General features: G+C 63.1%; 22 protein-coding genes. 15 read left to right on the forward strand and 7 right to left on the reverse strand.

Translation table 11 applies throughout. The features are described 5' to 3' along the window. Positions 1-53 precede the first annotated feature (53 nt). From ACNFBR_RS19430 to ACNFBR_RS19445, 4 genes are all read right to left on the reverse strand, one after another. On the reverse strand, positions 54-1,019 hold the full coding sequence (locus ACNFBR_RS19430) for a sulfonate ABC transporter substrate-binding protein (RefSeq protein WP_416736355.1): 966 nt from the start codon (positions 1,017-1,019) through the stop codon (positions 54-56). An 85-nt stretch (positions 1,020-1,104) separates the two neighbouring features. Beyond that, a complete protein-coding gene (gene ssuE, locus ACNFBR_RS19435) occupies positions 1,105-1,698 on the reverse strand; it encodes an NADPH-dependent FMN reductase (RefSeq protein WP_416736356.1) in 594 nt (197 codons plus the stop codon). A gap of 228 nt (positions 1,699-1,926) precedes the next feature. Next, positions 1,927-2,565: a peroxiredoxin gene (locus tag ACNFBR_RS19440; protein ID WP_019096904.1), complete on the reverse strand. Its 639-nt coding sequence runs from the start codon at positions 2,563-2,565 to the stop codon at positions 1,927-1,929. Positions 2,566-2,730: 165 nt separating this feature from the next. Beyond that, complete coding sequence (locus tag ACNFBR_RS19445; protein WP_258654642.1) at positions 2,731-4,059, reverse strand: OprD family porin; 1,329 nt, start codon at positions 4,057-4,059, stop codon at positions 2,731-2,733. Between the two features lie 518 nt (positions 4,060-4,577). On the opposite strand from ACNFBR_RS19445, the gene tauA reads away from it, so the two are divergent. From tauA to tauD, 4 genes are read left to right on the forward strand one after another with little or no spacing between them, the layout of a single operon-like run. Continuing rightward, positions 4,578-5,549 carry a taurine ABC transporter substrate-binding protein gene (gene tauA, locus ACNFBR_RS19450; RefSeq protein WP_416736357.1) on the forward strand — a complete coding sequence of 324 codons (972 nt, stop codon included), beginning with the start codon at positions 4,578-4,580 and terminating at the stop codon, positions 5,547-5,549. Positions 5,550-5,562: 13 nt separating this feature from the next. Beyond that, the gene (gene tauB / locus ACNFBR_RS19455; RefSeq protein ID WP_416736358.1) at positions 5,563-6,351 is read left to right on the forward strand and encodes a taurine ABC transporter ATP-binding subunit; all 789 of its coding nucleotides are present in this window, start codon (positions 5,563-5,565) and stop codon (positions 6,349-6,351) included. After that, positions 6,348-7,187 (forward strand): taurine ABC transporter permease TauC, encoded by an 840-nt coding sequence (gene tauC, locus ACNFBR_RS19460; RefSeq protein WP_416736359.1) that lies wholly within the window; start codon positions 6,348-6,350, stop codon positions 7,185-7,187. Before tauB ends, tauC begins: the two co-directional genes overlap by 4 nt. 48 nt (positions 7,188-7,235) lie before the next feature. Next, the gene (gene tauD, locus ACNFBR_RS19465) at positions 7,236-8,069 is read left to right on the forward strand and encodes a taurine dioxygenase (protein ID WP_416736360.1); all 834 of its coding nucleotides are present in this window, start codon (positions 7,236-7,238) and stop codon (positions 8,067-8,069) included. A 99-nt stretch (positions 8,070-8,168) separates the two neighbouring features. On the opposite strand, the gene betT is transcribed toward tauD, so the two are convergent. After that, entirely contained in the window at positions 8,169-10,130 is a 1,962-nt protein-coding gene (betT, locus tag ACNFBR_RS19470; RefSeq protein ID WP_416736418.1) for a choline transporter BetT, read from the reverse strand. 313 nt (positions 10,131-10,443) lie between these two features. After that, positions 10,444-11,376 (reverse strand): serine O-acetyltransferase EpsC, encoded by a 933-nt coding sequence (gene epsC / locus ACNFBR_RS19475; RefSeq protein ID WP_416736361.1) that lies wholly within the window; start codon positions 11,374-11,376, stop codon positions 10,444-10,446. A 391-nt stretch (positions 11,377-11,767) separates the two neighbouring features. Here epsC and tcyJ point away from each other — a divergent pair, with 391 nt between their 5' ends. From tcyJ to ACNFBR_RS19520, 9 genes are all read left to right on the forward strand, one after another. Further along, on the forward strand, positions 11,768-12,562 hold the full coding sequence (tcyJ, locus tag ACNFBR_RS19480) for a cystine ABC transporter substrate-binding protein (RefSeq protein ID WP_233691831.1): 795 nt from the start codon (positions 11,768-11,770) through the stop codon (positions 12,560-12,562). Beyond that, positions 12,559-13,227: a cystine ABC transporter permease gene (tcyL, locus tag ACNFBR_RS19485; protein WP_051099126.1), complete on the forward strand. Its 669-nt coding sequence runs from the start codon at positions 12,559-12,561 to the stop codon at positions 13,225-13,227. The genes tcyJ and tcyL overlap by 4 nt, the downstream gene beginning before the upstream one ends. 2 nt (positions 13,228-13,229) lie before the next feature. Then, complete coding sequence (gene tcyN / locus ACNFBR_RS19490) at positions 13,230-13,988, forward strand: L-cystine ABC transporter ATP-binding protein TcyN (RefSeq protein WP_010951607.1); 759 nt, start codon at positions 13,230-13,232, stop codon at positions 13,986-13,988. 326 nt (positions 13,989-14,314) lie between these two features. Beyond that, positions 14,315-15,556, forward strand: a complete 1,242-nt coding sequence (locus tag ACNFBR_RS19495; RefSeq protein ID WP_416736363.1) for an SfnB family sulfur acquisition oxidoreductase — start codon at positions 14,315-14,317, stop codon at positions 15,554-15,556. A gap of 137 nt (positions 15,557-15,693) precedes the next feature. After that, positions 15,694-16,875, forward strand: a complete 1,182-nt coding sequence (locus ACNFBR_RS19500) for an SfnB family sulfur acquisition oxidoreductase (RefSeq protein WP_416736364.1) — start codon at positions 15,694-15,696, stop codon at positions 16,873-16,875. After that, a complete protein-coding gene (locus ACNFBR_RS19505) occupies positions 16,875-18,266 on the forward strand; it encodes an LLM class flavin-dependent oxidoreductase (RefSeq protein WP_416736365.1) in 1,392 nt (463 codons plus the stop codon). Before ACNFBR_RS19500 ends, ACNFBR_RS19505 begins: the two co-directional genes overlap by 1 nt. Continuing rightward, complete coding sequence (locus tag ACNFBR_RS19510; RefSeq protein WP_416736366.1) at positions 18,259-19,059, forward strand: MetQ/NlpA family ABC transporter substrate-binding protein; 801 nt, start codon at positions 18,259-18,261, stop codon at positions 19,057-19,059. The genes ACNFBR_RS19505 and ACNFBR_RS19510 overlap by 8 nt, the downstream gene beginning before the upstream one ends. A 1-nt stretch (position 19,060) precedes the next feature. Continuing rightward, positions 19,061-20,170 carry a methionine ABC transporter ATP-binding protein gene (locus ACNFBR_RS19515; protein ID WP_416736367.1) on the forward strand — a complete coding sequence of 370 codons (1,110 nt, stop codon included), beginning with the start codon at positions 19,061-19,063 and terminating at the stop codon, positions 20,168-20,170. After that, positions 20,160-20,804, forward strand: coding sequence for a methionine ABC transporter permease (locus ACNFBR_RS19520; RefSeq protein WP_105947411.1), 645 nt, complete (start codon positions 20,160-20,162; stop codon positions 20,802-20,804). Before ACNFBR_RS19515 ends, ACNFBR_RS19520 begins: the two co-directional genes overlap by 11 nt. Positions 20,805-21,056: 252 nt before the next feature. Here the strand turns inward: ACNFBR_RS19520 and dibA are convergent, their stop codons facing one another. After that, a complete protein-coding gene (gene dibA, locus ACNFBR_RS19525) occupies positions 21,057-22,952 on the reverse strand; it encodes a phosphodiesterase DibA (protein WP_416736368.1) in 1,896 nt (631 codons plus the stop codon). A 241-nt stretch (positions 22,953-23,193) separates the two neighbouring features. Between dibA and desA the strand changes: the two genes are divergently transcribed. Beyond that, positions 23,194-24,378 carry a delta-9 fatty acid desaturase DesA gene (gene desA, locus ACNFBR_RS19530; protein WP_416736369.1) on the forward strand — a complete coding sequence of 395 codons (1,185 nt, stop codon included), beginning with the start codon at positions 23,194-23,196 and terminating at the stop codon, positions 24,376-24,378. A gap of 99 nt (positions 24,379-24,477) precedes the next feature. Continuing rightward, positions 24,478-25,506: a GGDEF domain-containing protein gene (locus ACNFBR_RS19535; protein WP_416736370.1), complete on the forward strand. Its 1,029-nt coding sequence runs from the start codon at positions 24,478-24,480 to the stop codon at positions 25,504-25,506. The last annotated feature ends 62 nt before the right edge of the window (positions 25,507-25,568 follow it).

Here is a 25,568-nt window from a genome sequence, read left to right on the forward strand (position 1 = left end):
GTCTCCTCAAGGGTGGCTCAAGCCGGAGCGGCGCCCCGGCACAGGCGAATCAATCAAGGCGCGCTAGCGACCTTGGCCGGGGGTGTCCAGATCACGTCCTTGATGCTCAGCGGCTTGGGTATCAGCTTGAGCGCCTGGAAGGTGTCGGCGATCTTCTGTTGTGCCGCCACGACCTCGGGGGTCAATGCCGCGGCACCGTAGCCTTGGCGCTTGACCGAGGTCAGGGTGATGTCGGCGGGCAGGCCAAGCAACGGCGCGACCTGGTCGGTCACTTCCTGCGGGTTGGCCTGGGACCATTCGCCCACGGCGCGCACTTCCTCGATCACGGTGTTGATCACGGCCGGGTGCTGGGTCGCGTAGTTGCGGGTGGCCAGGTAGAACTGGTGGTTGTCCACCAGGCCCTTGCCGTCACGCAGGGTGCGCGCCTGTAGCTGTTGTTCGGCGGCGGCCTGGTAGGGGTCCCAGATCACCCAGGCATCGACGCTGCCGCGCTCGAAAGCAGCGCGCGCATCGGCCGGGGGCAGGTAGACCGGCTGGATATCGCTGTACTTGAGACCGGCGTCTTCCAGGGCGCGGACCAACAGGTAATGAACGTTGGAACCTTTGTTGAGGACGACTTTCTTGCCCTTCAGGTCCTTGACCGACTGGATCGGCGAACCCTTCGGCACCAGGATCGCCTCGCTGTGCGGTGCTGGTGGCTCGTACGCCACGTAGAGCAGATCGGCGCCAGCGGCCTGGGCGAACACTGGCGGGGTCTCACCTGTTACGCCGAAATCGATGGAGCCGACGTTCAGCCCCTCAAGCAGCTGCGGGCCGCCAGGGAATTCGGTCCACTGCACCTGCACGCCCTGCTCGGCCAGGCGCTTTTCCAGCGTGCCCTTGGCCTTGAGCAGCACCAGGGTGCCGTATTTCTGGTAACCGATACGCAGGCTTTCGGCCTGGGCTTGGGTAATGGCGCCGAAGGACACAGCCGCCGCAAACAGGGCGACCAGACCGCGACGCAAGAAGACTGTGCGCATGGCGCTCTCCTGTGCGAATGAGGTTCGGGTTGCACCTGCTTGCCTCGTTATCGGGCGAGTAAGGTGGTGAAGCGGGTAGTGCCGTTCAAATGCTCCAGCGAGCGCTGATCAAGCGTTCGTTGAGTACGCCGGGGGCCACGGGGCGCGGCCGCCGAGCCAGGGCAACGTGGAAGGTTTCCAGCGAGTCATGCAGGCGCTCTTGCAGAGCGGGTGCCAACTGTGCCGGCCGGGTGCCTTCTGCGTAGGCAACCTGGCTGTCGTCGGCGAAGATCCCTTGCAGGGTCTCTTGCGCCTTGAGTGCCGACAGCACCGGTTTCAATGCGTAGTCCACCGCCAGCATGTGGGCGATGCTGCCGCCGGTGGCGATTGGCAGTACGATCTTGTGGGCCAATGCGCGTTCAGGCAGCAGGTCGAGCAGTGTCTTCAATGCCCCGGCGAACGATGCTTTGTACACCGGGGTGGAAACGATCAGGCCATCGGCCTGGGCTACCAGCTGTTGGAAGTGCTGCACCTGTGGGCTGTCGAAACGGGCATGCAGCAGGTCTTCGGCGGGGAAATCACGCACCTGGAAGGTCACCACTTCAACGCCACGATCCTGCAGCCACTGGCGCGAGCGCTCGAGCAGCACGCCGGAGCGTGAACGGAGACTTGGGCTACCACCGATTGATACGACCAGCATTGCAGCGCTTCCTTGTGTTCTGTTGTGGGTGACATTAACAGTTGCTACATATATCTAGAAATCATATTTTTTCATTTGTTTATTCCATTTTTACCTTATCTCAAACCCTATCTGTGGGAGCGGGCATGCCCGCGAAGAATCCCCCTCCGCTCCCGCAGGCATAAAAAAGGGCCGTCGAAACGGCCCGAAAATCCCTGCTTGGCTAAGAGCAATGCAACGAATAATCCATTAACGATTGGGCTGAGGGGTCAGCCGCAGATAGGGTTTGACCGCCCGGTAACCTTTGGGGAAGCGCTGCTTGATCTCTTCCTCATCTTTGAGCGAAGGCACGATCACCACCTCGTCGCCGTCCTGCCAGTTACCTGGCGTGGCGACCTTGTGGTTGTCGGTCAGCTGCAGCGAATCGATCACCCGCAGAATTTCGTTGAAGTTGCGCCCGGTACTGGCCGGATAGGTGATGGTCAGGCGCACCTTCTTGTTCGGGTCGATGACGAACAGCGAGCGCACGGTCAGGGTATCGCTGGCGTTCGGGTGAATCAGGTCGTACAGGTCGGAGACCTTGCGGTCGGCGTCAGCGATGATCGGAAAGTTGACCACGGTGTTCTGGGTCTCGTTGATGTCATCGATCCAGCGATGGTGCGAGTCGACCGGGTCCACCGACAGGGCGATGGCCTTGACCCCGCGTTTGGCGAAATCGTCTTTCAGCTTGGCAGTCAGGCCCAGCTCGGTGGTGCACACCGGGGTGAAATCGGCTGGGTGGGAGAACAACACTCCCCAGCTGTTGCCCAGCCACTCGTGGAAGCGGATCTTGCCTTCGCTGGAATCCTGTTCGAAATCGGGGGCGATATCGCCGAGTTTGAGGCTCATGGGCTGCGGCTCCTTGGCTGGGTTCTGTACCGTATGGGTTCAATGTGCCTGCATTCGGTTAAAAACAAAAAGAATAAATAACGATTTATTTATAACCACAATGCATACGAATTTGCAGGCACAAAAAAGCCTCGCACTAGGCGAGGCTTCTGGTTCAGCTACGGCTTACAGGAAGTTGTAAGTGTAGTTGAAGATCAGGCGGGTCTGGTCCTGGTCAGCCAGCGAGCTGGTGCCGGTGCCACGGTATACGCCGTGACGCAGGCTGGCGCCCAGGCCCTTGAAGGTGCCTTCCTGGATGACGTAGTCGATACGGGCATCACGTTCCCACTCGCTGAAGTGGCCGTTGCCGTTGGCGTTCTTGCCGTCTTCACCTTTCAGGTAGGCAACCGAGGCTTTCAGGCCCGGTACGCCCAGGCGAGCGAAGTCGTAGGCGTACTGACCGAAGGTGGTGTTTTCACCGGCCTTGGCGAACTGGTTGATCATGCTGTCGGTGAACAGGTAGAAGCTGGAACCACCGGCACCTTCGTTGCGGCCGTTGCCGTCAACCACGTTGCCCTGGTTCAGCCAGACGAAACCACCGTCGTCATTGACGCGCTGGTGGCCGAGCATCAGCGAGTGGCCACCCAAGGTGTAGGTGAACATCGCGGACCAGGTCTTGTTGTCGACCTCGCCAGTGTTCTTGGCATAGCCACCGTTGTTGCTGAAGCGGTAGCCGGCCTCACCGTTCTTGCCGTCGCTGCTGCTGTCGAAGTAGCGCAGGTCAGTCTTGAACGACTGGTCGTCAGCAATCTTGAACACGTGGGTCGCGCCCAGGAAGTGCTGCTTGTAGAAGTCTTCCAGGTTCGAGTAGTAGTACTGCAGGGTCAGGTCTGGAGTGAGCTTGTAGTCCAGGCCGCCGTAACGGAACTTGTTGCTGTCCTGGGTAGCACCCGCGACCGACAGACCGGTACGGTTGCTCGATGCACGGCCCATGGCGTGGGTCAGCTGACCGGCGTTGATGGTCAGGTTGTCGATTTCCTTCGACTGGATGGTGCCACCCTCGAAGGTTTGTGGCAGCAGACGACCATCGTTGGAGACCAGGATCGGCAGGTTCGGCGCCAGGGCGCTACCGTAGTGAACTTCGGTCTTCGAGAAGCGCGCCTTGGCGTTACCACCAACGCGAGCCCACTGGCTTACAGCCGAGCCGTCGGTGTCGCTTGGGAAGAAGGAGCTGTTGTCTGGGTGCTTGCCGCGACCGCCGTCCAGGTGAATACCCCACAGGGCCTGAACGTCAACGCCGAAACCAACGGTGCCTTCGGTGAAACCGGACAGGTAGTCGAGCTTGAAGCCCTGACCCGACTCGCGGTTGTCGGCACCGCCGTCACGGTTGTCGTTGTTGAAGTACATGGTGCGCGAGCTGAGCGACAGTTTGCTGTCTTCAACGAAACCGGCAGCGCCTGCTTGTTGGGCGAGAACCCCCAGTGCCACGGCCAGAGCCAGGCTGGACTTGTACATGTTTTGCTCCTCTACGTTCTAATTCTTGTGTATCTCTGGCGGTGGGGTCTGCTGCCCCGCTCACCGTGGATTGGCGATTTAGTCCCAAAGCGTGACCATTAAGTCAATCGTTTCTAAACGTTTCGAGACTTTGGTCTAAGGCGCCACCTGCGCTACAGGATAATGACAATCCTATAAATCCAAAATGACCGTTTTATGAATTTGTAAGATTTTTACGGAATATGGTTGGAACCTTTACTACCAAACGCTGTAGCCACCCCACCGCTCATAACCACTGGTTATTTGCAAACGTTTGCTCATAACCTAATTCCGTATTGTTCTATGAGGACGAAAAAGCCTAGCAGGCGTTCCCGATTTCGCCACCGAGCAAGGTCATCGCCCTCCCGCGCAGCGTTCACCCTTCTGGCCTTAAAGCATTTGGCTCCTAAGCTAATGCTAAAAAGTTATTTATTTTAACTTTCTTAGATCATTTAGCCTTCTCGTCATCCAAAGCCCATTGCCTGACGAGAGGTTCAACCATGATCCCGCACGCTCCGCTGCGCCTGTTCGCTGCCCTGACCCTCGCCAGCACCAGCTGGTTGGCCCAGGCTGCCGACCTGACCGTGGCCTACCAGACCACCGTCGACCCGGCCAAGGTGGCCCAGGTCGATGGCGACTACGAAAAAGCCAGCAAGGCCAGCATCGACTGGCGCAAATTCGATAACGGCGCCGACGTGATCACCGCGGTGGCCAGTGGCGACGTGCAGATCGGCTACCTGGGTTCCAGCCCGCTGGCCGCGGCCGCCACCCGCAAGCTGCCGGTCGAGACCTTCCTCATCGCCACGCAGATCGGTGCCGGTGAAGCGTTGGTGGCTCGCGACAGCATCAAGACGCCGCAAGACCTGATTGGCAAGAAGGTCGCCGTGCCATTCGTGTCCACCGGCCACTACAGCCTGCTGGCGGCACTGAAAAGCTGGAACATCGACCCGTCCAAGGTACAGATCCTCAACCTGGCACCACCGGCCATCATTGCTGCCTGGAAGCGCGGCGACATCGACGCCACCTACGTGTGGGACCCCGCCCTTGGCGTGGCCAAGGAAAATGGCAAGGTACTGATCACCTCCGGCGAACTGGCCCAGAAAGGAGCGCCTACCTTCGATGCCTGGATCGTGCGCAAGGACTTCGCCGAGAAGCACCCCGATGTGGTCAAGGCCTTCGCCAAGGTCACCCTCGATGCCTACGCCGACTACCGCAAGGACCCCAAGGCCTGGCTGGCCGACAAGGGCAACGTAGACAAGCTGGTCAAGCTGTCCGGCGCCAAGGCCAGCGACATCCCGGTGCTGCTGGAGGGTAACGTCTACCCGCTGGCCGCCGACCAGGCCAACGCCCTGGGCGCGCCGACCACTCAAGCACTGACCGACACCGCCAACTTCCTCAAGCAGCAAGGCAAGGTCGACGCCGTGCTGCCGGACTACTCGCCGTACGTCAGCGCCAAGTTCCTTCCAAATTGATCCGGAGCCCGTCATGGCCTTGCTCGAACTGGAGCGCATCAGCGCACAGTACCCTGGCGCCAGCACCCCGGTGCTGGCCGACATCAACCTGAGCCTGGGACCACGCCAACTGCTGGTGGCCCTGGGGCCTTCCGGCAGCGGCAAGACCTCGCTGCTCAACCTGATCGCCGGCTTCGTCGCCCCCAGCGGCGGGCGCATCACCCTCGACGGGGTACCGGTGCAGGGCCCAAGTGCAGAGCGCGGTGTGGTGTTTCAGGACGATGCCCTGCTGCCATGGCAAAACGTGCTGGGCAATGTCGCCTTCGGCCTGGAGCTGGCCGGCGTGCCTCGTGCCCAGCGTGAGGCCAAGGCCCGCGAAATGCTCGCCCTGGTCGACCTCGACGGCTTCGGCGAGCGGCGCATCTGGCAATTGTCCGGTGGCCAGAAGCAGCGCGTGGGCCTGGCCCGGGCGCTGGCAGCCGACCCTAGGGTGCTGCTGATGGATGAACCGTTCGGTGCCCTGGATGCCTTCACCCGTGAGCAGATGCAGGAGCTGCTGCTGCAAGTGTGGCAGCGCACCGCCAAGCCCGTGTTCCTGATTACCCACGACATCGAAGAAGCCGTGTTCCTTGCCAGCGAGCTGGTATTGCTGGCGCCCAACCCGGGGCGCGTGGTGGAACGCCTGCACCTGGACTTCGGCCAGCGCTATGCCGCTGGCGAATCGGCCCGTGCCATCAAATCCGACCCAGCCTTCATCGAAACCCGCGAGCATGTACTGGCGCGGGTGTTCTCCCAACGCCAAAGCCTGCAGGAGCGCGCATGAGCAGCCTGGACCTGCCGGTCGCCGGCAAACACGACGCCCAAGCCCGGCCAGCCGTCAAGCTGCGCCGCCCACTGTCCACCCGCTGGATCAGCGCCCTGACCCTGGCCAGCCTGCTACTGGCCTGGTGGCTGGTGACGGCCGCCGGCTGGATCGAACCACTGTTCCTGCCCTCGCCAAGCGACATCCTGGCCAGGGCCTGGACGCTGCTGACCCAGGGCTACATGGACGCCAGCCTGTGGCAACACCTGGGCGCCAGCCTGGGGCGCATCGGCGTGGCGCTGCTGGCTGCGACCCTGACCGCCATCCCGGTCGGCATCGCCATTGGCTACAACCGCGTGGCACGCGGCATCCTCGACCCGCTGATCGAGTTCTATCGGCCGATCCCGCCGCTGGCCTACCTGCCGCTGATCGTCATCTGGTGCGGTATCGGTGAGCTGTCCAAGGTGCTGTTGATCTACCTGGCGATCTTCGCCCCCATCGCCATTGCCACCGCCACCGGTGTGCGCACGGTCGACCCGGCCAAGCTGCGGGCGGCGCAATCGCTGGGCGCGACCAAGGCCCAGCTGATCCGCCATGTGATTCTGCCCAGCGCGTTGCCCGACATCCTTACCGGCATCCGCATTGGCCTGGGGGTCGGCTGGTCGACCCTGGTGGCCGCCGAATTGATCGCCGCCACCAGCGGCCTGGGCTTCATGGTGCAGTCGGCGGCACAGTTCCTGGTCACCGACGTGGTGGTGCTGGGCATCCTGCTGATCGCCCTGATCGCCTTCGCCCTGGAAATGAGCCTGCGCGCCCTGCAACGCAAGCTGGTGCCCTGGCATGGGCAGAGCCACTGATTGCCGACTGACCACGCCGGCAACCCGGCGCCTAGCACGAGAAAAGACATGAGCCTGACCGTTACCCCCCTCAGCCCGGCCCTTGGCGCCCAGATCAGTGGCGTGGACATCAGCCGCGAGATCAGCGCGCAAGAGCGTGACGCCATCGAGCAGGCGCTGCTGCAGCACCAGGTGCTGTTCTTCCGCGACCAGCCGATCAATCCGCAGCAACAGGCGCGCTTCGCTGCTCGCTTCGGCGACCTGCACATTCACCCGATCTACCCCAACGTACCGGACACTCCGCAGGTGCTGGTGCTCGACACGGCGGTTACCGATGTACGCGACAACGCCGTGTGGCACACCGACGTGACCTTCCTGCCAACCCCGGCGCTGGGCGCGGTGCTCAGCGCCAAGCAGTTGCCGGCCTACGGTGGCGATACCCTGTGGGCCAGCGGCATTGCGGCCTTCGAGGCGTTGTCGGCGCCGCTGCGGGAAATGCTGGGTGGGCTGACCGCCACCCACGACTTCACCAAGTCGTTCCCGCTGGAGCGCTTTGGCACCACGCCAGAAGACCTGGCGCGCTGGGAGGCCACGCGGCGCAACAACCCACCGCTGTCGCACCCGGTGGTGCGCACGCATCCGGTGAGCGGGCGCAAGGCCTTGTTCGTCAATGAAGGGTTTACCACGCGCATCAATGAGCTGAGCGAGTTGGAAAGCGAAGCGCTGCTGAAACTGCTGTTTGCCCATGCCACCCGGCCGGAGTTCAGCATTCGCTGGCGCTGGCAGGAGAACGACGTGGCGTTCTGGGACAACCGCGTGACCCAGCATTTTGCGGTGGATGATTACCGGCCGAACCGGCGGGTGATGCATCGGGCGACCATCCTTGGGGATGCACCTTTCTGAAGCCTCCATTCGCAGCACAAGGCTGCTCCTACAGGTGCACGCGATCCCCTGTAGGAGCAGCCTTGTGCTGCGAATGGGCCGCAAAGCGGCCCCGGCAATCTAACGGACCAGATGCAGGTACTGCATGTGCCGCTCATACTGGTCGAGGATGTCGTTGATGATCTGCTCCTTGCTGTAGCCCACCAGGTCATAATTCTGGCTGCCTTCGCTCAGGTGCACCTCCGCCCGGTAATAACGGCGGTTCTTCAACTCCTGCGTACCCAACCCACCCAAGGCGAACGATGGCGTGAAGTAGCCACGCATCTGCACCTGGTAAATGAACGGCTGCTCCTCGCCATGGCCAATCTTCAAGCTGACGTTGTCATGGCTCGGGTCGTCCTGGGTAATCAGCACCAGGCCCTTCTGCTCGAACACTTCACGCACGTCGGCGATCGCCGGGCGCACCACGTCATCCATGAAGCGGTACACCTCATCACGCGACGGGAAATGCACCGCCTGGCTCAGGCGTTGGCGCCAGCCACCACGCCCGCGACGTGACTGGGCAAACGGCGCCAGCGAGTGCATCTGCGCGATCTGCCGCTGCGACTCCAGGTAGAACGCCTTGTGCAGCCCCCACATCATGCACAGCAGAATCAGCGAGAACGGCAACGAAGTCAGCACCACCGCCGACTTCAGCGAATCGATGCTGCCGGCGAACAACAGCGCGCTGGTGATCAGCGCGGTCATCGCGCCCCAGAAGATGCGCAGCCAGTTCGGCCCATCCTCATCGGCTTCCCCGCCCTTGGCCGACAAGGTCGACAGCACGACGGTGCCCGAGTCGGCCGAGGTGACGAAGAACACGAAGCTGATGAACACCGTGGTGGCGATCACCGCCTTGCTCCAGGGGTAGGTCTCCAGCAGCAGGTACAGGCTCATCGACGGGTTATCCAAGGCCGACTGGCCCAGCGCGGTCATGCCGTGGTTGATGACCTGGTCCAAGGCGCTGTTGCCGAAGATCGACATCCAGGCCAGGGTGAAACCCAGCGGTATCAACAGCACGCCAAAGACGAACTCGCGAATGGTACGCCCCCGGGAAATACGGGCGATGAACAGGCCCACGAACGGCGCCCAGGCAATCCACCAGGCCCAGTAGAACACCGTCCAGCCACCCAGCCAGTCGCGGTTTTCACCATAGGCATACACGTCGAAGCTCTTGCGCGGCAAAGCCCCCAGGTAATCGCCAAGGTTCTGGATCAACGTGTTGAACAAGTGCTGGGTGGGCCCGGCGAACAGCACGAACAGCAGCAACGCACAGGCCAGGAACAGGTTGATGTCGCTCATCACCCGCACGCCCTTCTCCACCCCAGCGACAGCTACGGCCACCGCCGCGCCCATCATCAGCGCGATCAGGATCACCTGCACCCACTGGCTATGGCTGATACCGAACAGGTAGTCGAGGCCGGCGTTCAGGTGCAGCACCCCAAAGCCCATGTCGGCACCCAGGCCGAACACGGTGGCGATGATGCCGAAGCCGTCCACCGCGTAGCCAATCGGCCCGTTGATGCGTTTGCCGATCAACGGGTACAGCGCCGAACGCAGGGCCAGCGGCAGGTTGTGCCGGTAGGCGAAATAGGCCAATGCCATGCCGACGAAGGCGAACACGCCCCAGCCATGCAGGCCCCAGTGCAAGAACAGGATCTGCATCGCTTGCCGCCCGGCCTCGGCCGTGCCCGCTTCGCCCTGGGGCGGTTGCAGCATGTGGGTCAAGGGTTCGGAAACGCAGAAAAAGAACAGCGTGATGCTGATACCGGCGGCAAACAGCATGCCTGCCCATGACAGGTAACTGAACTCGGGTTCGTCGTGGTCGGCACCGAGCTTGATCTTGCCGTAGCCGGACAAGGCGGTGACCACCACGAAGACCAGGTACAGCGTCATCGCCAGCATGTAGTACCAGCCGACCGTGTTGGCCGCCCAGTTCTGCGCCGCCAACAGCCAGTCACCTGCCGCTTGCGGATTGGAAATGACCACCAGGCCAAAGATGAGGATGAAACTTGCCGCAAAGTAGAACACCGGGGGGTTCATGCGGATCTTGCCAGTGGCAAGGGAAGGGTTCGGCGCACTCATCGGGCGTGCACCTCGTCAAATGACGTAAGGTTCGGAATGAACGGGTTCAGCAAAGGAATCCTCCTGTTGAACACCGGCAGCGGACCAGCGTTTTTCATTGAACAAGCGTTCAAGTTAAACATGGATCGGAATTCAATGCGAATTGGGGTGCTGATTGGTGCCCTGCAGCAAGGGCCTCTTCGCGGGTACTGCACAAACCTAAGGCCTGTGAGTTTCCTGTAGGAGCGGGTTTACCCGCGAAGAGGCCAGTGCAGGCTAAAGCAGTGCTAGATCAATGCTTGTCCTGGCAATCGAGCTGCAAGTTGGCCTGGGTGATGTTGCTTTCGGCCGGCACACTGCGGGTCAGCCACACATTGCCGCCAATGGTCGAGCCTTTGCCGATGGTAATGCGCCCCAGCACGGTGGCCCCGGCATAGATCACCACATCGTCCTCGACAATGGGGTGGCGCGGCAGGCCTTTGTGCAGGGTCCCCGACTCATCGCTGGGGAAGCGCTTGGCGCCCAGGGTCACCGCCTGGTAGATGCGCACGCGCTCGCCGATGATCGCGGTTTCGCCAATCACCACGCCGGTGCCGTGGTCGATGAAGAAGCTCGGGCCAATCTGCGCGCCAGGGTGAATATCGATACCCGTGGCCGAATGCGCCAGCTCCGAACTGATCCGCGCCAGCAGCGGCAGGCCGACCTGGTACAGGTGGTGCGCCAGGCGGTGGTGGATGATCGCCAGGATGCCCGGGTAGCACAGCAGCACTTCATCGACGCTGCGCGCCGCCGGGTCGCCGTGGTAGGCGGCCAGCACATCGGTGTCGAGCAGTACGCGCAGTTCCGGGAGTGCAGCCGCAAAGCCTTGGATCAGGCTCAGCGCGTGGGCATCGACGCCAGCCAGCTCGGCCTTGCTCTGCCGTGCCGCATAGCGCAGTTCAAGACGTGCCTGGGCAAGCAAGGCAGTCAACGCGGCATCCAGGGTATGACCGACGTAGAAGTCTTCGCTTTCTTCGCGCAGGTCGACCGGGCCGAGACGCATGGGGAACAGCGCGCCGCACAGTTGCTCGAGAATCTGCCGCATCGCCTCGCGCGATGGCAGCTCGCGCCCGCCCTGCTCGCCGATACTGCGGCCATTGCGGGTGCGCCATTGCTCACGGGCGCCGCGCAGGCCGCTGACGATGCTCTGCAACTGCCAGTGCGCGGATGAAGGTTGTTCGCTCACGGTTTTCTCCTGCCGTATGGGCCATCTAATTGTTTCGCCAGGCCCGGCCCTTTCGCGGGCACGCCCGCTCCCACAAAGACTGCACAAACAGTGAGCCCTGTGCAGTACCTGTGGGAGCGGGCGTGCCCGCGAAGAGGCCGGGCCTGCCTGCATGCAATCCACTCTACGGCAAATCAGCCCCTTGGAAAAAACAACGCTTTATTCCATCCTGCGCTAAGTCAGGCATAAGCCGCGATGACGGCGTGGGCATCGTCGCCTACCCTCAAAGCAGCCAGCACCTGGCACAAACCAAAAAGGGAATAACAAAATAATTTTTTAGTATTTCCTGGCCTAAGCAGCCGACCCTATAGTCGCCACCTCACTACTTACACAACAAGCGCGGGGCTCTGACATGTCGAAATTCGCCAAACCGCTACTCAACGCCAGCCTGGCCCTCCTGCTGGGTGCCGGCCTGCTCAGCCAGGCCTTCGCCGGCGAGCAATTGAAGACTATCCAGGAAAAAGGCGTGATCAACGTCGGCCTCGAAGGCACCTACCCGCCGTTCAGCTTCCAGGACGAAAACGGCAAGCTGACCGGCTTCGAAGTGGAACTGTCCGAGCTGCTGGCCAAGGAACTGGGGGTCAAGGCCAAGATCCAGCCGACCAAGTGGGATGGCATCCTCGCCGCGCTGGAATCCAAGCGCCTGGACGTGGTGGTCAACCAGGTGACGATTTCCGAAGAGCGCAAGAAGAAGTACGACTTCTCCGAGCCCTACACCATCTCCGGCATCCAGGCGCTGATCCTGAAGAAAAAAGCCGAACAGCTGAACATCAAGGGCGCGCAGGACCTGGCTGGCAAGAAGGTCGGCGTTGGCCTTGGCACCAACTACGAGCAGTGGGTGAAAAAGGACGTGCCGCAAGCCGATGTGCGCACTTATGAAGACGACCCAAGCAAGTTCGCCGACCTGCGCAACGGCCGTATCGACGCCATCCTGATCGACCGCCTGGCCGCGCTGGAATACGCGCAGAAAGCCAAGGACACCGAGCTTGCCGGCGATGCCTTCTCGCGCCTGGAAAGCGGCGTGGCCCTGCGCAAGGGCGAGCCCGAGCTGCTGGCGGCCATCAACAAGGCCATCGACAAGCTCAAGGCTGACGGCACGCTGGCCAAGCTGTCCGAAAAATACTTCGGTGCCGATGTCACCAAATGATCGCTGAAAGCCTGCAACTCGTTGTCGACTCCACGCCCTTCCTGCTGAAGGGCGCGGGTTATACGGTGCTGCTCAGTGTCGGCGGCATGTTCTTCGGCCTGGTGCTGGGCTTTGCCCTGGCGCTGATGCGGCTGTCGAAGATATTGCCGCTCAACTGGCTGGCGCGGGTCTACGTGTCGTTCTTCCGCGGCACGCCGCTGCTGGTGCAGCTGTTCGTGATTTATTTCGGCATGCCGCAAATCGGCATTGAGCTCGACCCCATCCCGGCCTCGCTGATTGGCCTTTCGCTGAACATGGCGGCCTATATCTGCGAGATCCTGCGCGCCGCGATCTCCTCGATCGACCGTGGCCAGTGGGAAGCCGCTGCCAGCATCGGCATGACCCGCGTGCAAGCCATGCGCCGGGCAATCTTGCCACAGGCCTTGCGCACCGCCCTGCCACCGCTGGGTAACAGCTTCATCTCGCTGGTCAAGGACACCGCCCTGGCGGCGACCATCCAGGTGCCCGAGCTGTTCCGCCAGGCGCAGTTGATTACCGCACGCACCTTCGAGGTGTTCACCATGTACGTGGCGGTCGCGGTTATCTACTGGGTGCTGTGCAGTATCCTCGCGCACTTCCAGAACCGCATGGAAGCGCGGGTCAACCAGCATGACCAGGAGCACTGAGCATGATTGAAGTCAAAGGCCTGACCAAGCGGTTCAAGGGCCAGACCGTGCTCAACGGTATCGACCTGACCGTGCAGCCCGGTGAAGTGGTGGCCATCATTGGCCCCAGTGGCTCGGGCAAGACCACCTTCCTGCGCTGCCTGAACCTGCTGGAGACGCCCGATGCAGGGCAGATACAGATCGGCGCCATCAGCATCGATGCCAACCGCCCATTGGGCGGGCAGCAAAGTGCGATCCGCCGTTTGCGCCAGCAGGCCGGGTTCGTGTTCCAGAACTTCAACCTGTTCCCCCACCGCACCGCCCTGGAGAACGTGATCGAGGGGCCGGTGATCGTCAAGAAGACCCCCCGCGAACAGGCCATCGAGCTTGGCCGGCGCCTGCTGGCCAAGGTTGGCCTGGCGGGCAAGGAAGACGCCTACCCGCGACGCCTGTCCGGCGGCCAGCAGCAGCGGGTGGCCATTGCCCGTGCTCTGGCCATGGAACCGGAGGTAATCCTGTTCGACGAACCGACCTCGGCGCTGGACCCGGAGCTGGTCGGTGAAGTGTTGGCGACCATCCGCGGCCTGGCCGAAGAGAAGCGCACCATGATCATCGTCACCCACGAGATGAGCTTTGCTCGGGATGTGGCGAACCGGGTGATCTTCTTCGACAAGGGCGTGATCGTGGAACAGGGCGAGGCCAAGGCGCTGTTTGCGGCACCCAAGGAAGAGCGTACCCGGCAGTTCCTGCGCAAATTCCTCGGTACCGCAGCTTCCGAGTAAGCCTGTTCCGGCCTCTTCGCGGGCACGCCCGCTCCCACAGGTGTAGCACCGGTTTCAAGACCTGTGCAGTACCTGTGGGAGCGGGCGTGCCCGCGAAAGGGCCAGCACATTTGTAGTAAATCCCTCCTTCTATACATATTCCAAAGAGTTAGTTCATAAACTTTTTATAAAGCATTAGGGTATATAAACCGGACCACCGAACCAGCACATATCTGTCGCGATCAGCTGTAGCGGCACAACTATCTTGTGAGGTCAGGAATGGTCAGGATCACAATCACCCCAGTGCGTATCGCCAGGGCATTGAGTGCAGCCAAGGAGCGGTACTGATGTCCAGCCAGCCAAATACCCAATTCCACCGCGATCTCGACAGCTCGCCATTGCTGTTGCCGGCCAAGGTACTGCGTAACGACGCCGAAGCCCTGCAAGCGGCCCGCGAACTGGCCGAGGTCGCCCGCGAGCAAGCTGCCCGCCGCGACCAGCAACGCAAACTGCCCTGGGCCGAGATCGAGCTGTTCACCCGCAGCGGCCTGGGCAGCATCAGCGTACCCAAAGCCCACGGCGGCCCCGACGTGTCGTTCGAAACCGTAGCCGAAGTGTTCCGCCTGATCAGCGCCGCCGACCCGGCCCTGGGGCAGATCCCGCAGAACCAGTTCGGCATGCTGCAACTGATTCGCCTGACGGCCACCGAGGCACAGCAGGCGCTGATCTTCCGCAGCGTGCTCGACGGCTGGCGCATCGGTAATGCCGGCCCCGAACGCGGCACCAAGGACACCCTCACCCTCAAGGCCCGGATCACTCGCGCCGGCGACAGCTATCGCATCAGCGGCGAGAAGTTCTACTCCACCGGCGCCCTGTTCGCCCACTGGGTGGCGGTGAAAGCCCTCGACGACGAAGGCCGCCAGCGCCTGGCATTCGTGCGCCGGGGCAGCCCGGGGCTGCGCATCGTCGACGACTGGTCCGGGTTCGGCCAACGCACCACTGCCAGCGGCACCGTGCTGCTGGACCAGGTGCCGGTAGATGCGGAGCTGGTGATCGACAACTGGCGCCAGCGCGACATCCCCAACATCCAGGGCGCAGCTTCGCAGCTGATCCAGGCGGCGATCGACGCCGGCATCGCCGAGGCGGCGATCGATGACGCGATCACCTTCGTGCGTGAAAAGTCCCGCCCGTGGATTGAGGCCAAGGTGGACCGCGCCAGTGACGACCCTTATGTGATTGCCGACATTGGCCGCCTGAAGCTCGAACTGCATGCCGCCGAAGCACTGCTGCGCAAAGCCGCGCGGGTACTCGACGAGGTCAATGCCGCGCCAATCGACGCCGCCAGCGCGGCACGCGCCTCGATTGCAGTGGCCGAGGCCAAGGTACTGACCACCGAGGTCGCCCTGCAGGCCAGCGAGAAGCTGTTCGAGTTGGCCGGCAGCCGCGCCACCCTCGCCGAGTTCAACCTCGACCGCCATTGGCGCAATGCCCGGGTGCACACCCTGCATGACCCGGTGCGCTGGAAGTACCACGCGGTGGGCGCGTACCACCTCAACGGCACCCTGCCTGCGCGGCATTCCTGGATCTGAATTTTTAGGCCTTGGGGCTGCTCGCAGCCCTTCGCGGCACAAGGCCGCTCCTACAAAGCCGTGCGCGATTCCTTGTAGGAGCGGCCTTGCGCCGCGAAAGGGCCGCAACGCGGCCCCGATGGCCCTGGAGAAACACCATGACTACAAGAATCATCACCAGCGACACCGAAGCCCTGAATGTCGCCGAAGACATCGCCCAGCAACTGCGCCGCGACAGCGCCCTGCGCGACCGCGAGCGCCGCCTGCCGCACGCCGAACTGGAGCTGTTCACCCGCTCCGGCCTATGGGCCATCAGCGTGCCCAAGGCCTTCGGCGGCGCCGGCGTGTCCAACGTCACCCTGGCCAAGGTCATCGCCCGTATCGCCCAGGCCGACGGATCGCTCGGGCAGATCCCGCAAAACCATTTCTACGGCCTGGAAGTGCTGCGGGTAAACGGCAGCCCCGAACAGCAACAGCGCCTGTACGCCGAAGTACTGGCCGGCCGCCGTTTCGGCAACGCCTTGGCCGAGCTGGGCACCAAGACCGCCAACGAGCGCACCACCCGGCTGAGCCGTGACGGTAACGGCTTCCGTATCAACGGCCGCAAGTTCTATTCAACAGGCGCCATCTACGCCCAGCGCATTCCCACCTCGGTCGTCGACGACCAAGGCGTGCAGCAACTGGCCTTCGTCCCAGCCGACAGCCAGGGCTTGCAAGTGATCGATGACTGGAGCGGCTTCGGCCAACGCACCACCGGCAGCGGTTCGGTGGTGTTCGACAACGTGTACGTCGACGCCGCCGACGTGGTGCCATTCCAGAGCGCCTTCGAGCGCCCCACCCCGGTCGGCCCGCTGGCGCAGATCCTCCATGCCGCCATCGACACCGGCATTGCCCGCGCCGCCTATGAAGACGCCCTGCACTTCGTGCGCACGCGCAGCCGCCCGTGGGTCGACTCCGGCCTGGACAAGGCCACGGATGACCCGCTGACGCTGAAAAGCTTCGGCCATCTGGCGATCCGCCTGCACGCCGCCGAAGCCCTGCTGGAGCGCGCCGGCGAATACCTCGACCGCGCGCGCGACGACAGTACCGCCGACAACGTCGCCGCCGCCTCCATCGCCGTCGCCGAAGCACGGGCCATCAGCACCGAGATTTCCCTCGCCGCCGGCACCGCGCTGTTCGAACTGGGCGGCAGCCAGGCCACCCTGGCCGAACACAACCTCGACCGCCACTGGCGCAACGCTCGCGTGCACACCCTGCACGACCCGGTGCGCTGGAAGTACCACGCCATCGGCAACTACTACCTCAACGATGCCAACCCGCCACGCCGGGGGACCATCTGATGGCCAAGCAGATTCTGCTCAATGCCTTCAACATGAACTGCATCGGGCACATCAACCACGGCCTGTGGACCCATCCACGGGACACCTCGACCCAATACAAGACCCTGGACTACTGGACCAACCTGGCCCGCCTGCTGGAGCGGGGCCTGTTCGACGGGTTGTTCATCGCCGATATCGTCGGTACCTACGACATCTACGGGCAGTCGCTGGACGTGACCCTCAAAGAGTCGATTCAACTGCCGGTCAACGACCCACTGCTGCTGGTTTCGGCCATGGCCGCGGTTACCCGCCACCTGGGTTTCGGCCTTACCGCCAACCTCACCTACGAGGCGCCATACCTGTTCGCCCGGCGCCTTTCCACCCTCGACCACCTGAGCAATGGCCGGGTGGGCTGGAACATCGTCACCGGCTACCTCGACAGCGCCGCCCGGGCCATGGGCCTGGAGCAGCAACCGGAGCATGACCGCCGCTACGACCAGGCCGATGAATACCTGCAGGTGCTTTACAAGCTGCTGGAAGGCAGCTGGGCTGACGACGCCGTGGTCGCCGACCGGGAGCAGCGCGTCTATGCCCAGCCCGACAAGGTGCGCAAGGTCAGCCACCACGGCGAGTTCTACAACGTCGAAGGCTACCACCTGTGCGAACCCTCGCCGCAGCGCACCCCGGTGCTGTTCCAGGCGGGCAGCTCGCAGCGTGGCCTGGGGTTCGCCGGCAACCATGCAGAATGCGTATTCATCAGTGGCCAGGACAAGGCGGCGACCCGCGCCCAAGTCGACAAGGTGCGCGCAGCCGCCCAGGCCGCCGGCCGCGACCCGCAGGCGGTCAAGGTGTTCATGGGCATCACGGTGATCGTCGCTGCCACCGAGCAACAAGCCCAGGCCAAGCATGCCGAGTACCTGCGCCATGCAAGCCCAGAAGCCGGCGTCGCACACTTTGCCGCATCCACCGGCATCGACTTTGCGGCCTATGGGCTGGACGAGCCGATCGGCTTCAGCCAGGGCAATGCCATCCAGTCGGCCACGCGCCAGTTGCAGGACAACGCCTGGACCCGCCGACGCCTGCTGCAGCAGCACGCCCTGGGAGGCCGCTACGTCACCCTGGTCGGCGCGCCCGAACAGGTGGCCGAGCAGTTGATCGCATGGATTGATGAAACCGGCCTGGACGGTTTCAACCTGACCCGCACCGTCACCCCGGAAAGCTTTGAGGACTTCATCGACCTGGTCATCCCGCAACTGCAGCAGCGTGGCCGCTACAAGACCGCCTACGCCGAAGGCACCCTGCGCGAAAAGCTGTTCCAGGCCGACCACCCGCACTTGCCCGCCGACCACCCAGGTTCGGCTTACCGCTTTACCCCAACCCCTGCCCCGACTGGAGCCCTGCACCATGCTTGAGAAACTGTTCCGGCCCGTCGTGGCCATTGCCTTCACCCTCGGCCTGTCCGCCAGCGCCCTGGCTGCCGAACCGCTGAAGATCGGCACCACCTCGGCCTTTGCCATTCCGCTGGAAGCCGCGGTAGAAGAAGCGCACAAACAAGGCCTGGAAGTGAAGCTGATCGAGTTCAGCGACTGGATCGCGCCCAATGTCAGCCTCAACAGTGGCGACATCGACGTGAACTACTTCCAGCACATCCCATTCCTCGAGAACGCCAAAGCTGCTGCAGGCTTCAACCTGGTGCCTTACGCCTCGGGCATCATCAACAACGTTGGCCTGTACTCGAAAAAGTACAAAAGCTTCGCCGATCTGCCAGAAGGCGCCAGCGTGGCCATCGCCAACGACCCGATCAACAGTGGCCGGGGCCTGCAACTGCTGGCCAAGGCTGGGCTGATCAGCCTGAAGCCAGGCGTTGGCTACAAGGCCACCGAGGACGACATCGTCGCCAACCCGAAAAAGTTGAAAATCCTGCAGGTCGAGGCGGTTCAGCTGGTACGCGCCTACGATGACGCCGACCTGGTGCAGGGTTACCCGGCCTACATCCGCCTGGCCAACACCTTCGATGCCACCTCGGCATTGCTGTTCGACGGCCTGGAAAACAAGGAATACGTGATTCAGTTCGTCATCCGCCCACAGAGCAAGGACGACCCGCGCCTGGCCAAGTTCGTCGACATCTACCAGCACTCGCCAGCCGTGCGCGCGGCACTCGACAAGGCCCATGGCAAACTCTACCAAGCCGGCTGGGAAGGCTGACATGAGCCAGGCCAACGCGCTCAGGGCGCCTACCCCACAACCATTGCCGCCAACGGTCAAGGAACAGGCCCTGCGCCCGGAAGTCAATGAAGCCCATGTGCGCTTCATCGGCCTGGGCAAGACCTACCCTGGCCAGGCGCAACCGGCCTTGCAAGGCATCGACCTGAACATCCGCCATGGCGAGATTTTCGGCATCATCGGCCGCAGCGGCGCCGGCAAGTCATCACTGCTGCGTACCATCAACCGCCTGGAACAACCCAGCCAAGGCCGGGTGCTGATCGACCAGGTGGACATCGCGCCTTTCGACGAGGACCACCTGGTGGCCCTGCGCCGACGCATCGGCATGATCTTCCAGCACTTCAACCTGATGTCGGCCAAGACCGTGTGGCAGAACGTCGAGCTGCCGTTGAAGGTGGCCGGCGTGGCCAAGGCCGAGCGCCAGCGCAAGGTGCGCGAGCTGCTGGAGCTGGTTGGCCTGCAGGAAAAGCACCATGTGTACCCGGCGCAGCTGTCCGGTGGGCAGAAGCAGCGCGTGGGCATTGCCCGGGCGTTGGTGCACGACCCCGAAATCCTGCTGTGCGACGAGGCTACCTCGGCGCTGGACCCGGAGACCACGGCCTCGATCCTTGAGTTGCTGCGCGACATCAACCAGCGCCTGGGCCTGACCATCGTACTGATCACCCACGAAATGGCGGTGATCCGCGATATCTGCCACCGAGTGGTGGTACTGGAGCGCGGCGCGGTGGTCGAGCAGGGCGAAGTGTGGCGGGTGTTCGGTTCGCCCCGCCACGAGGTTACCCGTACCCTGCTCGCCCCGTTGCAAGCCAGGCTGCCCGCCGCGTTGCAGGCCAGCCTGCAGGCCAGCCCGGTAAGCCGTGACAGCGCCGTGGTGCTGAAACTGACAGTGCTCGGTGAGCCAGAGCTGTCTGCCCTGTTCAGCGACCTGGGTGGGCGCGTGCGCCTGCTGCAGGGCGGTGTGGAAACCATCGGCGAACATGCCCTGGGACAGCTGATCCTCTCGGTGCGACACTCGCCGCACGACACCCATCAATTGCTGGAGCGTGCCCGTCGTTGGGCCGAAGACGTGGAGGTACTGGGCCATGTGGTTTGATCGCCTGCTCGAAGGCTTGCTCGATACCCTGCTGATGGTTGGCGTGTCATCGCTGATCGCTCTGCTGGTGGGTGTACCGATGGCGGTACTGCTGGTCACCAGCGACAAGGGCGGGATCTTCGAAGCGCCGCTGCTGAACCGGGTGCTGGGCGCCTTCGTCAACCTGTTCCGCTCGATCCCGTTCCTGATCCTGATGGTCGCGCTGATCCCCTTCACCCGTCTGCTGGTAGGCACCACCTACGGCGTGTGGGCGGCGGTGGTGCCGCTGACCATTGCTGCCACGCCGTTCTTTGCGCGCATTGCCGAGGTCAGCCTGCGTGAGGTCGATCATGGATTGGTGGAAGCCGCACAGGCCATGGGCTGCCGGCGCTGGCACATTGTCTGGCACGTGCTGCTGCCCGAGGCGCTGCCGGGTATCGTGGGCGGGTTCACCATTACCTTGGTGACCTTGATCAACTCCTCGGCGATGGCCGGGGCGATTGGTGCCGGAGGGTTGGGGGATATCGCCTACCGGTATGGCTACCAGCGTTTCGACAGCCAGATCATGCTGACCGTGATTGCCATGCTGGTGGCGTTGGTGGCGTTGATCCAGCTGGGTGGGGACCGCCTGGCGAAAGGCTTGAACAAGCGTTGAGCAGGGTTTGAGTAATTTGTGAGGGCGTAGATCGAGCGCCGCCTGCGCGGCGCATCGCGAGCAAAGCTCGCTCCTACATTTGTTTCGGGCCAATTATTCCTGTGGGATCTGCGCGCGAACGCCTTGGCGCACGGCTCGATATTGCGTTGTACAAACAAGGCGGTCGCGCGCGCCTGCCACAGGCGTGACTGGCCCGAAACAAATGTAGGAGCGAGCTTCGCTCGCGATGCGCCGCGCGGGCGGCGCTCGATCTCAAACCCAATGCAAATCGGCAGCCGGTACCGGCCGCCCGAACCAGTACCCCTGCCCCAACTGACAGTGTTCCTGCAGCAGGAAGCTGGCCTGCTCTGCCTGCTCGATGCCCTCGGCATGCACCTGCATGCCCATGCTACGGGCCAGGGCGATGATCACCCGCACGATTGCGATGTCATCCTCGTCCAGCGGCAACCCGGCCACAAAGCCCTGGTCGATCTTCAGCTTCTGCACCGGCAAACGCTTGAGCCGCAGCAGCGACGAATACCCGGTGCCAAAGTCGTCGATGGCCAGGGTCACCCCAAGCTCACGCAAACGGTGCAGTTGCTCCAGCGCCACTTCAGGGTCTTCCATCACCGCGCTTTCAGTCACTTCCAGCTCCAGCAAGGCCGGGGCCAGGCCAGTCTCATGCAGCACCTCGGCGACCTGCCGGTACAGCTCGTGCTGGCCAAACAGGCGGCTGGAAATGTTCACCGCCACAAACGTCAGCTGCCGGCCTTCGGCCTGCCACTGCACCATTTGCCGGCAGGCCTGGCGCAGCACCCAGGCATCGATTTCGGCAATCAGCCCGGTGCGCTCGGCAATCGGGATGAATTCGCCCGGCGGCACCAGGCCGCGCTGGGGGTGCTGCCAACGCACCAGCGTCTCGACCCCGACTTGTCGGCCTGTCGCCAGGTCATGCACCGGCTGGAAGAACACCCGCAGCTCATCCTGCTCCAGGGCCCGGCGCAGCTCACCGGCGGTCTCGACCCGGTGCTGGGCGTGGGCGGTAAGCTCTTCGGTGTACAGCGCGTAGCAGGCTCGCCCATTGCTTTTGGCCTTGTACAACGCCGCGTCGGCATTGCGCAGCAACTGCTCGGCGCTCAAGGCATCGCTGGGGAACAGGCTGATACCGACGCTGGCGCTGATGAACAGGCGATTTCCATCGAACATGAAGGGCTCGCGCATGCGCTCGATAATGCTCTGCGCCAGCTTGCCCGCCTGGCCGACCTGCTGGCAGCTCTCGGCCAGCACGCCGAACTCGTCGCCGCCCAGGCGCGCCAGGGTCACGCCGGCACCCAACGCTTCACCCAGGCGCTCGCCCACCAGTTTCAGCAACTGGTCGCCGACCGTGTGGCCCAAGCCGTCGTTGATGCTCTGGAAGTGGTCCAGGTCCAGCAGCAACAAGGCACAACCGCGCTTGTTGGCCTGCGCCGCCGCCAATGCCTGCTCGACCCGGTCGGTGAACAGCAGGCGATTGGGCAGACCGGTAAGCGGGTCGTGATGGGCCAGGTAGGCCAGTTCCTGTTCCGAATGCTTGATCGCGCTGATATCACTGAACACCGCCACGTAATGGCTGAGCTCACCTTCGTCATCGCGAATGGCGCAAATGGTCTGCCACTGCGGGTAGATTTCGCCGCTCTTGCGCCGGTTCCAGATTTCACCGCTCCACTCGCCCTTTTCGGCCAGGGTGGCGAAAATCTGCTGGTAGAAGGCCAGGCCATGGCGGCCCGACTTGAACTTGCTCGGGCGCTGGCCGATGACCTCGTCCTGCTGGTAGCCGGTGATGCGCATGAAGGCACGGTTGACGTGCACGATCAGGCCCTGGCGGTCGGTCACCAGCACGCCTTCGAGAGTACTGTCGAACACCGCGGCAGCCATGCGCAGCCGTTCACGGTCTTCACAACGCAAGCGCGCGCCATGGCCGATGAAGTTGAGCAGGCGCACCCGCGACACATAGATCAGCATGGCACTGAGCAGCACCCAGAGCACCACGTTGATTTGCCGCCCCACGGTCAGCGCCAGGGGGTCTTCAGTCATGCCGTGCAGCATCACCTCGGCCAGCGCCAGCCAGAGGATCGAGAGCACCACATACAGCGCAGCCATGCGCAAGGCGTCGCGAACGGAAACAGACATGTCGGGTGGGATAGACCATCAAAAAGGAGTGGCGATTATAAAGGTTCTGGTGCTCGACGTGCGGTTTGAGGTGGTTTCAAGATCGAGCGCCGCCCGCGCGGCGCTTCGCGGCACAAGGCCGCTCCTACATTTGTTGCAACGTGCCATGCCTGAAACATCGCGTTGTCAGCTTTGGCTGGTTTTATTTCCCCCTCAAGGGATAATCAGCGCCTCCTGCTGCATTTCGAGGGTATTTACACCTATGTGGTACAACGGCCTGCTCGACTTGTCGGCCTGGCAACTGGTCGGCATCACTCTGTTGATGACCCACGTGACCATTGTCAGCGTCACGGTCTACCTGCATCGCTACTCCGCGCACCGGGCCCTGGAGCTCAACGGCGCGCTCAAGCATTTCTTCCGCTTCTGGCTGTGGCTGACCACGGCGCAGAACACCCGCGAGTGGACCGCCGTCCACCGCAAGCACCACGCCAAGTGCGAAACCCCAGACGACCCGCACAGCCCGGTGTACAAGGGCTTGAGCACGGTGCTGCGCAAAGGTGCCGAGCTATACCGTGAAGAGGCACGCAACCCCGAAACCCTGCGCATCTACGGCAAGAACTGCCCGGACGACTGGATCGAGCGCAACCTCTACTCGCGCTACAAACTGGGCGGTATCGTGCTGATGGCGGTGATCGACCTGCTGCTGTTCGGCACCATCGGCATCACCATCTGGGCGGTGCAGATGATGTGGATTCCGTTCTGGGCCGCTGGCGTGGTCAACGGCCTGGGCCATGCCCTTGGCTACCGCAACTTCGAATGCCGCGACGCCGCCACCAACCTGGTGCCGTGGGGCATCGTCATCGGTGGCGAAGAGCTGCACAACAACCATCACACCTACCCCAATTCGGCCAAGCTCTCGGTCAAGCGCTGGGAGTTCGACATGGGCTGGGCGTGGATCCGCCTGTTCTGCCTGCTGCGCCTGGCCAAAGTGCAGCGCGTGGCGCCCATCGCCCACCGGGTGGCCGGCAAGGCCAACCTGGACATGGACACCGCCATGGCCATCCTCAACAACCGCTTCCAGATCATGGCCCAGTACCGCAAGCTGGTGATCGGCCCGCTGGTGCAACAGGAACTGGCCCGCGTCGATGCCTCGGTGCGTCACCGCTTCCGCCGTGCCAAACGCCTGCTGTCGCGTGAAACCAGCCTGTTGGAGGACCGCCACCACGTGCGTATCGAGTCGATGCTCGCGCACAGCCAGGCACTGAAAACCATCTACGAAAAGCGCCTGGCCCTGCAGCAGATCTGGGCACGCACCAGCGCCAACGGCCACGACATGCTGGCGGCCATGAAGGACTGGGTCCACGAGGCCGAAACCAGCGGCATCCACGCCCTGCGCGACTTCGCGGCACAACTCAAGACCTACTCCCTGCGCCCGACCGGCGCCTGACCGCCGTTGATCGGCACGCCCCAACGTGGGGCGTGCCGTTCGGAACTTAGCCCCCAGGTTTCCACTCAAATTCGGCACATCGCCCGCGTGGCGGGCCGGATGCTGGCCGCACGCTTTCACGTTGAGACCCGCTTCGTGCACATGGCCAAGAATATTCCAACGACATTGCCCGGCACCCCACCTCCTGAAGCCGCCCAGACGTTACTGGCGCTCCTCCATGCCCAAGGCGAGGTTGCCCGCCTGAGCGAGCGCGATCAGCTGTTCAGCTCGCTGCTCGACAGCGTCAACGCTGTGCTCTGGGCCTTCGACTGGGAGACCCGCCAGGTGCTGTATGTAAGCCCTGCCTACGAACGCATCTTCGGCCGCCCGGTCAGCCTGGTGCTGGCCGACTACAACGAATGGCGCGACAGCATCTACCCCGACGACCTCGAGTTCGCCGAACGCAGCCTGGCCCAGGTGCTGCTCAAGGGCGCAGTGGAGGACCGCGAGTACCGTATCCTCAATGCCGACGGGCAACTGCGCTGGCTGAGCGACAAGTGCTACATCAACCAGCAGCACGAGGGCGACCGGGTCATCATTGTCGGTATCGCCGAAGACATCACCGAGAAGAAGCAACTCGAAGGCGAACTGCAGCGCCTGGCCACCACCGACGTGCTGACCCAAAGCAGTAACCGCCGGCACTTCTTCGAGTGTGCTCAGCAAGCGTTCGACAGCGCCCGCGAAGACGGTACCCCGCTGGCCTTTCTGCTGCTGGATATCGATGACTTCAAACGCATCAACGACAGCTATGGCCACCAGGAAGGCGACCAGGTGCTGCAACACATTGCCGACAGCGGCAAGGCCGTGCTACGCCGTGGCGACCTGTTCGGGCGCATTGGCGGCGAGGAGTTCGCGGCGGTGTTCCCAGGCTGCAGCGCCGAAGTCGCAGAACAGATTGCCGAGCGCTTGCAGCGGCAGATTCAGCGCTTGAGCTTCAGCCATGGGCAGCAGACGTACGGAGTGACGGTGAGCCAGGGGCTGACTGGGCTGACCGAAGAAGATGTGACGCTGGATAGCCTGTATGCCCGGGCCGATGCGGCGATGTACCAAGCCAAGCGGCAAGGCAAGAACCAGATAGTCCGCGGCTGATCAGCCAGCGTGAAGGATGGCACCGGCGTTGGCCGGTGTTCGCGGGCTGTGGGAGCAACTGT

It is taken from the genome of Pseudomonas sp. NY11955 (genome assembly GCF_048068035.1).
Classification (GTDB): Bacteria; Pseudomonadota; Gammaproteobacteria; order Pseudomonadales; family Pseudomonadaceae; genus Aquipseudomonas.

What these genes read in the sequence shown, in the direction of transcription:
- ACNFBR_RS19430 (WP_416736355.1), bottom strand. Translation starts at nt 1,019, where the DNA reads ATGCGCACAGTCTTCTTGCGTCGCGGTCTGGTCGCCCTGTTTGCGGCG.
- ssuE (WP_416736356.1), bottom strand. Translation starts at nt 1,698, where the DNA reads ATGCTGGTCGTATCAATCGGTGGTAGCCCAAGTCTCCGTTCACGCTCC.
- ACNFBR_RS19440 (WP_019096904.1), bottom strand. Translation starts at nt 2,565, where the DNA reads ATGAGCCTCAAACTCGGCGATATCGCCCCCGATTTCGAACAGGATTCC.
- ACNFBR_RS19445 (WP_258654642.1), bottom strand. Translation starts at nt 4,059, where the DNA reads ATGTACAAGTCCAGCCTGGCTCTGGCCGTGGCACTGGGGGTTCTCGCC.
- tauA (WP_416736357.1), top strand. Translation starts at nt 4,578, where the DNA reads ATGATCCCGCACGCTCCGCTGCGCCTGTTCGCTGCCCTGACCCTCGCC.
- tauB (WP_416736358.1), top strand. Translation starts at nt 5,563, where the DNA reads ATGGCCTTGCTCGAACTGGAGCGCATCAGCGCACAGTACCCTGGCGCC.
- tauC (WP_416736359.1), top strand. Translation starts at nt 6,348, where the DNA reads ATGAGCAGCCTGGACCTGCCGGTCGCCGGCAAACACGACGCCCAAGCC.
- tauD (WP_416736360.1), top strand. Translation starts at nt 7,236, where the DNA reads ATGAGCCTGACCGTTACCCCCCTCAGCCCGGCCCTTGGCGCCCAGATC.
- betT (WP_416736418.1), bottom strand. Translation starts at nt 10,130, where the DNA reads ATGAACCCCCCGGTGTTCTACTTTGCGGCAAGTTTCATCCTCATCTTT.
- tcyJ (WP_233691831.1), top strand. Translation starts at nt 11,768, where the DNA reads ATGTCGAAATTCGCCAAACCGCTACTCAACGCCAGCCTGGCCCTCCTG.
- tcyL (WP_051099126.1), top strand. Translation starts at nt 12,559, where the DNA reads ATGATCGCTGAAAGCCTGCAACTCGTTGTCGACTCCACGCCCTTCCTG.
- tcyN (WP_010951607.1), top strand. Translation starts at nt 13,230, where the DNA reads ATGATTGAAGTCAAAGGCCTGACCAAGCGGTTCAAGGGCCAGACCGTG.
- ACNFBR_RS19495 (WP_416736363.1), top strand. Translation starts at nt 14,315, where the DNA reads ATGTCCAGCCAGCCAAATACCCAATTCCACCGCGATCTCGACAGCTCG.
- ACNFBR_RS19500 (WP_416736364.1), top strand. Translation starts at nt 15,694, where the DNA reads ATGACTACAAGAATCATCACCAGCGACACCGAAGCCCTGAATGTCGCC.
- ACNFBR_RS19505 (WP_416736365.1), top strand. Translation starts at nt 16,875, where the DNA reads ATGGCCAAGCAGATTCTGCTCAATGCCTTCAACATGAACTGCATCGGG.
- ACNFBR_RS19510 (WP_416736366.1), top strand. Translation starts at nt 18,259, where the DNA reads ATGCTTGAGAAACTGTTCCGGCCCGTCGTGGCCATTGCCTTCACCCTC.
- ACNFBR_RS19515 (WP_416736367.1), top strand. Translation starts at nt 19,061, where the DNA reads ATGAGCCAGGCCAACGCGCTCAGGGCGCCTACCCCACAACCATTGCCG.
- ACNFBR_RS19520 (WP_105947411.1), top strand. Translation starts at nt 20,160, where the DNA reads ATGTGGTTTGATCGCCTGCTCGAAGGCTTGCTCGATACCCTGCTGATG.
- dibA (WP_416736368.1), bottom strand. Translation starts at nt 22,952, where the DNA reads ATGTCTGTTTCCGTTCGCGACGCCTTGCGCATGGCTGCGCTGTATGTG.
- desA (WP_416736369.1), top strand. Translation starts at nt 23,194, where the DNA reads ATGTGGTACAACGGCCTGCTCGACTTGTCGGCCTGGCAACTGGTCGGC.
- ACNFBR_RS19535 (WP_416736370.1), top strand. Translation starts at nt 24,478, where the DNA reads ATGCTGGCCGCACGCTTTCACGTTGAGACCCGCTTCGTGCACATGGCC.